8 protein-coding genes are annotated in these 13273 nt (G+C 40.2%); 2 read left to right on the top strand and 6 right to left on the bottom strand.

The window, feature by feature from the left end; translation table 11 throughout:
• Positions 1–1165 precede the first annotated feature (1165 nt).
• From LQ201_RS04855 to LQ201_RS04870, 4 genes are all read right to left on the bottom strand, one after another.
• Positions 1166–1684: a DUF2911 domain-containing protein gene (locus LQ201_RS04855; RefSeq protein WP_230145629.1), complete on the bottom strand. Its 519-nt coding sequence runs from the start codon at positions 1682–1684 to the stop codon at positions 1166–1168.
• Between the two features lie 144 nt (positions 1685–1828).
• Positions 1829–2452 (bottom strand): bifunctional 2-polyprenyl-6-hydroxyphenol methylase/3-demethylubiquinol 3-O-methyltransferase UbiG, encoded by a 624-nt coding sequence (locus LQ201_RS04860; protein WP_230145631.1) that lies wholly within the window; start codon positions 2450–2452, stop codon positions 1829–1831.
• Positions 2453–2543: 91 nt separating this feature from the next.
• On the bottom strand, positions 2544–4238 hold the full coding sequence (locus LQ201_RS04865) for a sodium:solute symporter (protein ID WP_230145633.1): 1695 nt from the start codon (positions 4236–4238) through the stop codon (positions 2544–2546).
• A gap of 100 nt (positions 4239–4338) precedes the next feature.
• Positions 4339–6807, bottom strand: coding sequence for a PIG-L family deacetylase (locus LQ201_RS04870; protein ID WP_230145635.1), 2469 nt, complete (start codon positions 6805–6807; stop codon positions 4339–4341).
• Positions 6808–7178: 371 nt separating this feature from the next.
• On the opposite strand from LQ201_RS04870, the gene LQ201_RS04875 reads away from it, so the two are divergent.
• On the top strand, positions 7179–8516 hold the full coding sequence (locus tag LQ201_RS04875) for a sigma-54 dependent transcriptional regulator (RefSeq protein ID WP_230145636.1): 1338 nt from the start codon (positions 7179–7181) through the stop codon (positions 8514–8516).
• A gap of 484 nt (positions 8517–9000) precedes the next feature.
• Here LQ201_RS04875 and LQ201_RS04880 read toward each other — a convergent pair whose 3' ends face one another.
• Complete coding sequence (locus tag LQ201_RS04880; protein WP_230145637.1) at positions 9001–9453, bottom strand: hypothetical protein; 453 nt, start codon at positions 9451–9453, stop codon at positions 9001–9003.
• 46 nt (positions 9454–9499) lie between these two features.
• Between LQ201_RS04880 and LQ201_RS04885 the strand changes: the two genes are divergently transcribed.
• A complete protein-coding gene (locus tag LQ201_RS04885; RefSeq protein WP_230145639.1) occupies positions 9500–11134 on the top strand; it encodes an ABC transporter substrate-binding protein in 1635 nt (544 codons plus the stop codon).
• A 43-nt stretch (positions 11135–11177) separates the two neighbouring features.
• Here LQ201_RS04885 and LQ201_RS04890 read toward each other — a convergent pair whose 3' ends face one another.
• A complete protein-coding gene (locus LQ201_RS04890; protein WP_230145641.1) occupies positions 11178–13262 on the bottom strand; it encodes a prolyl oligopeptidase family serine peptidase in 2085 nt (694 codons plus the stop codon).
• Between the last annotated feature and the right edge of the window lie 11 nt (positions 13263–13273).

Raw genomic sequence — 13273 nt, forward strand, 5'->3', positions numbered from 1 at the left:
GATTTTTTTTATTTTTAGAGCGCAAGGCCTGTGCAGGATAAAAAGTTCCTTCCCGTTTTTCGCTTTTACGCTTCGCTGCCTCGTACCTCATTGCTGCAGGGTAACGCTTCAACCGGGGCTAAGTGGCTACAGCAGCATTTCATTTGTTGGGTTGCAGGATGCACAAGCCCTTGTCCTTAAACCCGACAGCAGCGGCAGCTCCCGATTCTTCATCGGGACTATAGCGAATGGCGGGACTGCAAACTGCCAAGAACCACAAGCCGCTCATTTCCTAATAAGAATATCTTTTATTTCGGTCGGTGAGACACCAACCGATAGGATAATCGCAAATAAATGCCCTTCGACTACGCTACCATTGACGTTATTTTGCAAATAATTATTAATCAACATTTTAACAAATTTCGCATTTCCATCCAGCTAGGCCATAGTACGGTATCCCCGTTCTACTTAAATCCGGCCTAACAAATTTTTCGGGCTGCACTGCCCAAGCCTACCTGCTGGCTTCGAAAGAAAAATTTTCAGCCGGCAGTTTTTGTTTCTTTTTGATGCCAAAAAGAAAGAGCCCTTAGGCGGCGGCGAGCCGAGGCAAGGTTGAGCCAAGGGCAATAACCAAATATATACGTCATTCATATTGATTTTTATACAATAAATTACCCCTCAGGGTGACCTTTTTTCGAGATTTATCTCATAACTTAATGACATTGAGGTAAGGCTTCAACTGGGGCTATTGAGGGAGGTAGCATTTCATTTGTTAGGCTGCAAGGCACACAAACCTTTGTCCTTAAACCCGACAGCAGCGGCAGTTCCCGATTCTTCATCGGGACTATAGCGAATGGCGGGACTGCAAACCGCCAAGAACCACAAGCCTCTCATTTTCCAATAAGATATATCTTTTATTTCGGTCGGTGAGACACCAACCGATAGGATAATCGCAAATAAATACCCTTCGACTACGCCCAGGGTGACATTTTTTCGAGATTTATCCCATAACTTAATGACATTGGGGTAAGGCTTCAACCGGGGTTAGATGGCTACAGCAGTATTTCATTTGTTGGGGTTGCATGGCTTAGACTCAAGGGATTTTGCACAGTCATTCTCGAAAAATAATACAAAAAAAAGCCGTCCTAATGTAAAACATGGACGGCTCTAAAGTAATTTTACCTAATTATTTAATATTAACCGGAACAGAAATTTTATCCCATTCTAAAGCGAATCCGCTTTTGGTAATTTTATAAACTAAACGCTCTTGTGTAGCTTTTAATGCTTTTGTTTTAACATCAACACGTAAAGCATCTTTAGCTTCTTCGTATTTGTAAGCACCCCATTGTTTTGGTTCCTTGTTAAAAATAGCTGTCCAGGTTCCGCTTTCTTTAGGGATTAAAAAGAAACTGTATTTTCCTGCTGCCAAAGGTTTACCTTCAACTACGATATCTTTATCGGTTTCGAAAGTAGTAGCCTCGTTTGCACCTGCACGCCATACTTTATCAAAGGCTTCTAAACCGCCCCAGATTTTACGTCCTTTTACAGCAGGGCTGCTGTAGGTGATGGTAATGGTTGCACCTTTAACTTTTCCCGTTGCTGTAGCCGCAGGACTTGGCTTAGGCTGAGCATCTTGTGCCATTGCACTTACAGAAATAGTAATTGCTGTAAATAGCAATGCGATTGATTTAATCATCGTTTTCATAGTATTATATTTATCTGTTTTTGTTGTTTTTGATTTTACGAATTTATGGCTTTAGGTTGATAAAAACTATAATGCCGGTGTCGAAAAAAATTGAGCGAAACTTCACTGTTTTTGAATTCATTCTCAGTTACAGACCAAAACGCTTTATTTCTTTCTTCCAACAAATCTGATTACTGAGCCCAGGCCGCTATGAAACAAACCCTCATTCAGTTCAATTTCTTTTTCTTCAAGCGCCAGAACCTCATAATTTTCGAAATCAGTTCTTATTTCCTCAATTGAGAATAACATGTCGATTTCTTTTGGCCCACCAACTTTTTCGTTTTTGGCAAGATAATCAAGATGTTTCTTGCTAAAAGCTTCGAAAATAAGCAAACCGCCATTGCGTAAATAATTACTCAGTATTTTATGGTAAGTTGATTTAATCGCCGATGGAAAGTGTGCATAAATTAAGGCAATGGCATCAAACTGTTCAGCTTTATAGTCCAGCTCTTGGAGTTCGCCCACCTGGTAATCAATGCTAACGTTATTGTTTTCTGCGAGTTGAAGTGCTTTATTCTTTCCTTCAATACTGATATCAAAGGCCGAAACCTTCCAACCGAGTTTAGCTGCAAAAACGGCATTTCGGCCTTCTCCTTCTGCCGGAAAAAGTATTGTTCCGGTATCGAGCTGCATCAACTGTTCTCTTAAATAGTTATTCGGTTGTTCGCCATAAGCAAACTCATCGGCACTGTATCGGTCATTCCACCTGTCAAGCCAAGCTTCGTTCATATTTAGCGTTATCTATTTTGTCGAAAATAAAGGTATTAAAATTTAGCCTTGCGCTCGGGCAGCAAATATCTGCTGCACGTAAAAATTAGGTTTATTTGTCGACTACCGTTTTTGGATTAGAAAACAAGAGGCCAATTACCGAAAACATAATTACTGCTGCTGCACCGATTACATTGAGCCAAAGGAATGAAACAATATCGAACTCATATACTGCTACAACGGCAATTTCGGATAAGATGGCTGCAATAAATACGATTGGTCCGTTTATCTTTTTGAAATAAAATGCCACTAAAAAAATACCAAGAATTGGCCCATAAAAGAGCGAGCCCAGTACATTAACGGCTTCGATTAGCGAGCCCATCTGTGTAGCAAACATGGCAACAGCTATTGAAAAAACACCCCAGGCCAAAGTATGTAAACGGCTATATTTCAGTTCAGTCTCGTCGTCTACTTCTTTTTTACCAAAAATGAGGTGTACATCTTTTAACGAACAGGCAGCAAGTGAATTCAGCGCTGCAGAAATAGATCCCCAACTGGCCAAAAAAATGACGGCGAAAAGCAGGCCGATCATTCCAACTGGAAGGGTATTCTTTACAAAGTACAAAAAGATATAATTGGTATCGGTTTTCTCCGCATTGTAATTCGACTTGTTAATTGCCTCTTCTACCCTGCCGTGCAGTTCTTTCACCTGCTTTTGGGTTGATTTAAAATCCGCTATTGAAGAATTTAAAGATGGTAATTGCTTTTCCTTTTCTATCAGGATATTTTTTGATTGCTGGTTAAATTTCTGTGCTAAAGCATTATGTTCTTTCTCGAAAGCAGCCGCCTGCTGTGGCTGTGTTTCTTTTAAATACTGATAAGAACGCTCATTAAAATAAATCGGTGCCGGCTTTAACGAGAAGAAAGCAAACAATAATGCACCGATTAACAGGATAGCGAACTGCATCGGGATTTTAACCAGTCCATTCAAGAGTAATCCCATTTTTGCATTGGTATTGTCTTTCGCGGTAATGTATCTTCCTACCTGGCTCTGATCTGTCCCAAAGTAAGAAAGCGCAAGGAAAAAACCTCCGATTAAACCACTCCAGATATTGTATTTATCCTTCCAATCGAATTCGGTGGTAATTACATTTAATTTACCCGATTTCCCGGCAAGGTAAAGGGCGTCTTTAAATCCGATTCCATTAGGCATGTGCTGCACCAAAAGATATCCGGCAAAGGCCATTGTTCCTAAAATGATCAAAAACTGCAGTTTCTGTGTGTGTGCAATTGCTTTTGCACCACCAACATAGGTATAAATCAACAAAATCCCTCCGGTAAGTACGTTGGTTAAATAAATATTCCAGTTTAAAACGCTCGAGAGGATAATACTTGGTGCATAAATGCTGATCCCTGTCGATAATCCACGCGAAAACAGAAACAGCAACGAAGTTAAAACCCTTGTTTTTTTATCAAAACGGTTTTCCAAATATTCGTAGGCGGTGTATACATTCAACCTTTGAAAAATCGGGATGAAAGTAATGCAAATCACAATCATTGCCAACGGCAGGCCAAAATAATACTGCACGAAGCGCATGCCATCGGTATAAGCCTGCCCTGGTGCTGATAAAAAAGTAATGGCACTGGCCTGCGTAGCCATAATCCCTAATAATACAATATACCAGGGCATTTTATTATCGGCCTTTAAATAGGAAGCATTGCTTTTTTGCCCACGACCAATAAAAACACCATAGGTTACCACCGCAAGCAAAGTAAATATCAGTACCGCCCAATCGATATTACTCATGCCCAGAATTTAGTAAACAGGTAATAAAATACAATCTGAAATACCAGCGCCAAAGCGAGTAAAATATACCAGGTATTCCAGTTTTTGAATTGATTTTTCATCACTTCCCAGCTGATAAAAAGTTAAAGAACAACCTAGCTGCACCTACATTTCCGGCAGGCAATTGCCTGAAAAAAGCTAAAGGTGTATAAATAAAATTCCCTTTGCCATATTTTGCATACAGCGTCGATCCTTGAAGCGGTTCTTCATCGGTATCGTGCATCTCGAAAAGCGGTTCGTATTTGGCATCCCATTTATCAGGGAAATAAGCACCGCGCTCCTGCACCCATCCTTTAAAATCGTCAGCAGTAATTTTATTGGGGTAATTTAACAGCCTATGTTCAGGTTTTAAAAATTTAACTTCTGCATTTTCTTCGGTCACCCTTTTACCACTGATGCTAAACGGATAAACACCAAAATCCTGTAGTGCCATATCTTGTGTGGTATTGTACTGCATCACAATGGTTCCACCGTTTTCTACGTAACCGCGCAAAGCAGTTTGCCAGTTTTTAATTCTTTTTTCCGTATTGATTACCCTTACTCCTGTTACCACGGCATCGTAACTGGCCAGTTTTGTTGGGTTAAGAATATCAGCTTCTGTTAATACATCAACTTGCAAACCTGCCTGTCTTAAAAACTCGGGGATCAGATCTCCGGCACCTTCAATATACCCAACTTTTTTCGCCAGTACCTTTACGTCTCCTTTAATCAACCAGGTTGTGGCCGGAACAAAATACTGTAGTGTTGGCAAATGAGGATACTGAATCAATACCTGTCCTTTTGAATATTCATTCGATTCTGATGAGAAAACAGCTTCTAATTTATTCTGGCTGGTTTTAATTTTGGCTAAATCTTCAAGCGGAAGAAGGAAATTCATCGTATTGATGGTATGCTCTGCCAGGTTGATCCCTTGAAAGGTTTTCACCACCTGGTTGCCGATTTTGAAACTAACCTTACCATAATTGATATTTTTATTGGCTTTTAAACGAAGACTAACATTTAAAGCTTCTTTTTCTTTAGCGAAATAAACTGGCTCGCTAAAACTTAAATCGAGCGCGGGGATGATCCTGAGGGCTTCTACGACATCACCTTTAACAGGATCTAATTTTTTATAAGATAAAGGCAATCTGACTTCAAATTTTTCAGATGCTATTTTTAACGACAATAAAACATTAATTGGCGATTGCATTTCCGGAAGCCCGATTAAAGTATCATTAGCTACGCTGAATGTTGCCGCATCTTTTGCAGGCTTAGCTAACCAATAAGGTTCAGTAAGTGCCGCGCCTGCCGGAATCTGGATTTTACGTTCAATGGTAATCAGCGAGTCGTTAGCTAGCTTTCTATTTAAATTATCCGTCTGGTTTAACCAGTTTACATTTTCAATCGTAATGGGGGTGGCCGATCTTGAAATTAAGTTTAAACGAAAATTATAACTATTGCCAGCAATTGCTTCGGGTTGATTGGTTACCACCTCGCCCATAAAACCTATACTGCTTAAAATGATGTTATCGATAGCCGCAAGCTTATCTTTTCTCAAGGCTGCATCCTGCAATTCAGCAATTTTCTTTCTCAGCATCAACAGTCCGTGCAGGCTCTTATCGGGTTGGTTATAATTGAAAGATAATAGTATAATGTCAATCAGCTCATCAATATCGCCTATACCTTTGTCTGACCAGTTAAGGCTTAAGCCATCAAACAAAGTTCTTTTAGCAGGATCGCCTAAAACGTTTGTAAAATAATCGGAACGTACACCAGCTACCGACTGTGTTCCTGCTCCCTGGCTTTTGTGTAAACTTCGGCTTAATCCTGCCAGCTCACCATAACCCATTCCCAGTTGTGCGTCGTATTGCCCAACAGTTGCCTTTAACTGATTTTCGGCTGTGGTATTTACCGAACCAAACCTAAATGTGTTCCACAATAGTCTTTTTGGTTGCCAAACAGATACATATTTAAGTTGGTTTGGAAACATATTTTTATCAGCAGCAGCCTTAAAAGCCTTCTCCGCAACAACAGCAGAAGCGGCATGCTGACCGTGACCCGCAGCTGCAGTAGGCGGGAATCGGCAGATAATTACATCCGGTCTAAATTTTCTGATCACCCAAACCACATCGGCGGTAATGCTATCGGCATCCCACTGTTTAAAAGTATCGTTGGTATTTTTAGAGAAGCCGAAGTCGATTGCCCTGGTGAAAAATTGTTGTGCACCGTCCAATCTACGGGCTTCCAAAAGTTCGTGTGTTCTGATCAGGCCTAAGGCTGCACCTTGTTCGGTGCCCAAAAGGTTTTGCCCACCGTCTCCCCTGGTAAGCGACAAATAAGCCGTTTCGACATTTTGATCGTTGATTAACCAAGATAACAAACCAGTATTCTCATCATCGGGGTGAGCAGCCAGATATAAAACTTTCGGAAGGTGTTTTAACGTTTTTATCTCTCTATAAATTTCAGAAGATTTGGCTGGGCGTACTTGTTGGGCAGCACAAAAAACTGCTGGAAAGCAAAATATGAATATTGCGGTTAGTCTCTTAAACATAGAATTTGTTTTGCAAAAACCAAATATGCTTAAAAAGCTTTTACTTTAATGCTTCGGAAACGAAAAAGGTACAATTTAGTTTGGAGTAGGGAGTCGAGAGTAGGGAGACCAAAGCTTAAAGACCAAAGATAACCATGCATTTGTCAGTCTGAGCGTAGTCGAAGACCTTACTCAGTTTTTACGAAAATCATTTAATCTCAACCCGTGGTCTGTGTCCTCACAGACCACCCGCTTTCTTTTGCAATGTTTATCTTTTCGTTCTGTGAAGACACAGACCGAGGAAGAAGAGTCGGCAGCATGAGTCGTTTATTTTATCCACCTCATCATCTTTCGATATTTTTATCCTTAATATTGCAGCATAAATTTTACCTATGAATGGCATGGTGCTCATCATCGATGATGAAAAGAAAATCTGCAGTTTACTTTCCAGGATTATAGAATTAGAAGGATTTAAGACCTTACAGGCCAATACTGGAAAAGAAGGCCTTAAATTGCTTAAAAATAACGATATCAGCATTGTAATCAGCGATGTTAAACTACCTGATGTTAATGGAGTAGCGCTCGTTAAAGATATAAAAGCCATAAAATCTTATGTCGAAATTATAAACCTTACCGCCTACGGTACCATTGCCGATGGCGTTTTGGCGATCAAAAACGGGGCATTTGATTATCTGGTAAAAGGCGATGATAACGACAAAATTATTCCGCTTTTGTACAAGGCGATGGATAAATCAAATCTGCAGCGAAGGGTCTCCGATCTGGAAAACAAAATTGCTAAAAAACACAGCTTCGAAACCATAATCGGTCAATCAAAAGCTTTAAAGGAAGCGATTGATCTGGCCAGGAAAGTAAGTGCAACTGATACTACTGTTTTATTATTGGGCGAAACCGGAACAGGGAAGGAAGTTTTTGCTCAATCTATCCATTACGAAAGCCCTAGGGCAGCAAAACCCTTTGTGGCCTTAAATTGCAGTGGCTTTAGCCCTGATTTACTGGAAAGCGAACTTTTTGGGTACAAAGCCGGGGCTTTTACAGGCGCCAATAAAGATAAGAAAGGCCTGTTGGAAGAAGCTAACGGCGGTACATTATTACTGGATGAAATCGGCGAGATGAACCTCGATTTACAGGCAAAGCTATTGCGTGTACTCGAAAGCCAGACTTTTATAAAAGTAGGCGATACCCAAACGCAACAGGTAAATGTTCGGATATTAGCCGCCACAAATAAAAATTTAAAAGCCGATGCAACTTCTGGAAAATTCCGCTCCGATCTTTATTATCGGCTTTCGGTTTTCACCATTACCTTACCGCCGTTACGCGATCGGAAAGCCGACATCCCTGCATTGGCAAAACACTACTTAAAAGAATTTGCAGATAAGGTAAACCGATCAGCACCAAAAATGGATGATAAAATTTTATCCCTATTGAGCGGTCATAGCTGGAAAGGGAATATCCGGGAACTTAAAAATGTGATCGAACGTTTGGTAATCCTCTCGGATGGAGATACCTTAAGCGCTACCGCCTTACCTCCCGAATTTTTTGAATTTGCACCGATGGAAAACGATTATAATCTACAACAGATAGAAAAGCAGCACATTCAAAAAGTACTTATCCATACCAAAGGGAATAAAACAGAAACCTCGCGATTACTGGGGATCGGTTTAACCACACTTTACCGTAAAATAGAAGAATACCAAATTAAGGAAATTTAAAGGCTGAAGGTAGAGGGCCGGAAGGTTAAAAGTAAAAGTTGTAAAGTTTTCTCGTGCTCTCAGACATTGTTATCTGGTAGAAAAACCGATTTTTTAGTTGAAAGGCTGCCAACCTACCCATAAGATTAGGCCAACAAGCGTTGAATTACTTATCGTCTCAAACGATTAAATCGTATTACTATTTATGCACTCGTTTGGAAACGAGCGCAAGCATAGGAGGGCCGGAAGGTTAAAAGTAAAAGTTGTAAAGTTTTCTCGTGCTGTCAGACATTGTTATCTGGCAGAAAAACCGATTTTTTAGTTGAAAGGCTACCAGCCTACCCATAAGATTAGGCCAACAAGCGTTGATGGCTTATCGTGTCAAACGATAAAATCACATTACTGTTTATTCACTTGTTTGGAAACGATCGCAAGTATAGAATGTTGTAAAATTGCAAATTTTTCGTCTCCAATCTAACGTCTCATATCTAGCATCTCACATTCCCTATGCGCCAAACCTGATCCATTTATCACCTTCGTGGCCAAAGATAAAAGAACCCGGGTGTAACATTTCGGCGATATCTTCTATTAGCGAAACGGCATTTTCAGCAGTTCTTTCGCGGTTAACATCGTCATTCAATAAAATGATTCTGTTGTTTTGTACCGCTTGCCAATCGGTATTTAATGCTGCAGGTACTTCTCTCATTAAGTCGGTTAAAGTTTTACCCGGCTGATAATAAATAATAAAAACAGCGCTTAGTAGGTCAGTCTCTATCATTCCACCTGCCAGCGAAATTTCTTCTGATAAAAAATATTCCGGATTGTTGCTCGTATCTAAGCAGGCTACAGGCATTTTATCCATAAACTTAATCTTGTGCTCCACTAAATCTAAACGTTCCTGTAATTCTTCCTGGTGAGCAGCATCGAGGCCGATAAATAAATCGTTTAAAAAAGACATCTGCATTAAATTTATTAATTTGTGCAAAAATAACATTCCTGATCGCATGCGAGGCTCATTTAATTATATATTTTGGTTTTTTTGTGTAAGCTTACTCTTTTCATGTAAGGAAAATGCTGATCATCAGGACAAAAAAGTCTTCAATATCAATCTCGATCAGGGTTTAACCTCTATTGATCCGGCCTTTGCGCGCAACCAGAATGCAATCTGGATGACCAACCAGATTTTTAATGGTTTGGTACAGATCGATTCATCCTTGCAAACACTCCCCTGTATAGCCAAAAGCTGGCAGGTTTCGGAAGATGCGTTAACTTACACTTTTAACCTGCGTAATGATGTTTACTTTCATGATGATCCTATTTTTAAAAATGGCAAAGGCCGAAAAGTAACGGCAAGTGATTTTGTATATAGTTTTTATCGTTTAATCGATCCAAAGGTCGCCTCATCGGGCGGGTGGATTTTTAGTGATAAAGTGAAGGATAAGCATAATTTTATCGCATTAAATGATTCTACTTTCCAGATCAAACTGGTGCGTCCTTTCCCACCCTTTATGAGTTTGCTCACTACACAATACTGCTCTGTTGTACCCAAAGAAGTTGTAGAACATTATGGTAAGGATTTCAGAAGTCATCCTGTTGGCACCGGCCCTTTTAAATTTAAATACTGGAAAGAAGGTGAAATATTAGTGCTTTTAAAAAACGAGCATTATTTTGAAAAAGACGCCAAAGGAATGGCATTACCCTACCTTGATGCTGTAAAAGCCAGCTTCATCACCGATAAACAAAGTGGTTTCATGAGTTTCCTGAAAAAGGACCTGGATTTCTACTATAATGTTGACGGCAGTTACCGCGACGATATCCTGACCAAAAGTGGAAAAATGACCTCGAAGTACAAAGGAAAATTTACATTAACCAAAAGCCCATACCTGTGTACCGAGTATGTAGGTATATTGGTTGATACCAATCTTTCGATTGTGAAGAAATCGCCATTGCGCTTAAAAAAAATCAGGCAGGCCATTAATTATTCAATCGATCGCGACAGATTGATTAAATACCTAAGAAATGGCATTGGCATAGCGGCAACATCTGGTTTCATTCCTAAAGGCATGCCTGGTTTTGATAGCCTTGCTGTAAAGGGATATGCCTATAACCCAAAACTGGCTGCTAAACTTTTAGCGGAAGCTGGTTTCCCGGAAGGTAAAGGTATGGGAGAAGTAACCCTAAATACAACAACAACTTACAAAGACCTGATCGAATTTATTCAGGGCGAGCTTACTGCAATAGGTATTAAAGTTAAAATTGATGTAAGCCCAAGTGCCAGCTTAAGGGATTTAATGTCTAAAAACAGCGTAAACTTTTTCCGTGGCTCCTGGCTGGCCGATTACGGCGATGGAGAGAATTTCCTTTCTATGTTTTACTCAAAAAATAAAGTCCCTTATGGACCAAATTACACTGCTTTTTACAATAAAGAATTCGATCAACTATTTGAGAAAAGCTATTATGAAACCGATAACGAAAAACGCTTTGAGCTGTACCGCAAAATGGATCAGATGGTAATGGATTACGCGCCTGTTGTTCCGCTTTTCTACGATCAATCGGTAGTGATGCTTCAGAACAACATTTCAGGTTATTCCTTTAATCCGCTGAGTTTGATGATTTTGAAAAGGATTAAAAAGAAATAGAAGAATCGTCAACTTAAACGTTGTCTTCAACCAGCAACCATTGCTACTTCTTATCCATCAACTTCCTTTTAAGAAAATCGGCCGTTGCTTCACTCACCTTTAACCCGTTAGAAAATTTCATCCAATGATGGGTATCATCCGGTATGGTCAGAAACTCAAAATCGAATTTTTTATCTTCAAACCTTTTGGCCAAATCTACACTCTGATTAAAAGCAACATTGCGGTCGTCATCGGCATGAATAATTAATGTTGGCGATGTCCACGTGTTGATGTAACTCACCGGAGATGATGATGTGGCTACCCTGGCGGCCAGTGCAGCATCTGGGGCAGGCTCCTTTCCTTCGGTTCCTGGATTACTAAACCTATAATTTACGCCATGAATATCTACCCCAGCTGCAAACAATTTAGAATCTTTTCCAAGCGCCAGTGCAGTTAAGTAGCCACCATATGAACCGCCATAAATGCCGATTTTAGGTTTATTGATATCCTTCTGGTTCGCTAACCATTCTCCTGCAGCCTTTATATCCTGATATTCTGCTGCTCCCTGTGCCCCGGCATTTAAAGGTTTATGAAAATCAAAACCATAACCAGTACCCAAACGGTAATTTACAGATAAAACCGTAAACCCCATATTTACCAGGTACTGGTTTAAAGCATAGTCAATTGAATAATAATCCATCGGGTTCCAACCCAAAAACATTTGCCGTTGAGGGCCACCATGAACATATACGATTGCCGGCTTGTTTTTATCTGCTTTTTTGGGAGAAAACAATTGTCCATATACGGTATTGCCATCGGGTGCCTTAAAGTTTACATGTTTTGGAATTACCATTTCTTTGATGGGAAAATCGTTAGGGATAAGTGATTCACCGATGAGTTTAACTGCCTTTTTATCATTTAATACAGCTGGTAAAAGCGGCCGTTCTGCTGTAGAACTTAAACAGAAAAAAGTACGGTTATCTCCCGAAATTACAGGATAGGCTTCGATGCCTTTGCCAAAACTCAATGCCTCCATGTTTGCCTTATTTACTGCTACTTTGTAAATATGCCTCCTATCTAAATCATCTGCTTCTTTACCTGTGTTTGCTGCAAAAACCAAAGTCTTTTTATCGTTGCTCAGTTTAACGTTTTCAACAGCAAAATTACCCGGGGTAAGCAATAAACGGCCAGATCCATCAGGATTAATCGCATACAAGTGCGGCCAACCGTCCTCATATGAAGTGAATATTATCTTACCATCGGCCCATTGTAAATTGGTACCACCATCAATTGAAGGATAAGAACCCCTGATCGTTTCGGGAGCTTTCCAGATCTGTTTTCCTTCTCCAGTATTTACGTTAACCGTCCAGATGGCCCAAGGTTGATGTTTTCGCGTTAAAATCGAATCCGTTTCAATACCTATTCCTGCTGTGCGGATAAAAGCAATCGCATTGCCGTCTGGTGACCAAACCGGTGCATTATCTTTAGAAAAAGATGGCGATAACCACTGTATCGCCGTTTGCTGATCGGTATAAACACCTATAAAAGAATGATCTGTGCGGTTGGAAACAAACACAATCTTCTTTCCATCCGGCGACCATTTGTAACCTGAGTTGATGCCTTTTGCGTAAAATAGATTTTTTGCCGGAAACGACCCATCAATCGGGGCAACCATCACCTGACCTGCTTTGCTAAACAGCACCTGTTCGCTGTTGGGTGAAATAATGGGGTTATCGCCCTCACCTATTGCAATAACTTTTCCACCGCCAAAAGGAACAGCAAATACCTGTATTTTTGGTGCAATTGGAGATGAATTTGCGTTAACCGGTCCGCCATCTCTTCCTCCATGATCGCCGCCACGTACAAATACAATCCATTTGCCATTTGCAGAAATAGATAAACTGGTTAATTCCTGCCCATCATCATCATTATAATCTGTATTTTTTATTGCTTTATAATCAGGCGCTTCAGCAGTATAAATGTTTCTTTTCCCCTGTTCATTTGCGGCCCAGGCTATTTTAGCGCCAACGGGCGAGGCTACCAGTTGTGTGGGAAAAGGATAACTTAAAACTGATTTCAGTGTAAAGTTCTGCGCAAAAATTTTAGCGGCAGATATTAGTATGAGCAGTATAAGCAGCGATTTTTTCATTACTTGATATT

It is taken from the genome of Pedobacter sp. Bi126, assembly GCF_918698245.1.
GTDB lineage: Bacteria > Bacteroidota > Bacteroidia > Sphingobacteriales > Sphingobacteriaceae > Pedobacter.

Bases quoted from the DNA above. Each gene is read 5' to 3' on its own strand.
- LQ201_RS04875 (WP_230145636.1), top strand. From the start codon at position 7,179: ATGAATGGCATGGTGCTCATCATCGATGATGAAAAGAAAATCTGCAGT.
- LQ201_RS04880 (WP_230145637.1), bottom strand. From the start codon at position 9,453: ATGTCTTTTTTAAACGATTTATTTATCGGCCTCGATGCTGCTCACCAG.
- LQ201_RS04885 (WP_230145639.1), top strand. From the start codon at position 9,500: ATGCGAGGCTCATTTAATTATATATTTTGGTTTTTTTGTGTAAGCTTA.
- LQ201_RS04855 (WP_230145629.1), bottom strand. From the start codon at position 1,684: ATGAAAACGATGATTAAATCAATCGCATTGCTATTTACAGCAATTACT.
- LQ201_RS04860 (WP_230145631.1), bottom strand. From the start codon at position 2,452: ATGAACGAAGCTTGGCTTGACAGGTGGAATGACCGATACAGTGCCGAT.
- LQ201_RS04865 (WP_230145633.1), bottom strand. From the start codon at position 4,238: ATGAGTAATATCGATTGGGCGGTACTGATATTTACTTTGCTTGCGGTG.
- LQ201_RS04890 (WP_230145641.1), bottom strand. From the start codon at position 13,262: ATGAAAAAATCGCTGCTTATACTGCTCATACTAATATCTGCCGCTAAA.
- LQ201_RS04870 (WP_230145635.1), bottom strand. From the start codon at position 6,807: ATGTTTAAGAGACTAACCGCAATATTCATATTTTGCTTTCCAGCAGTT.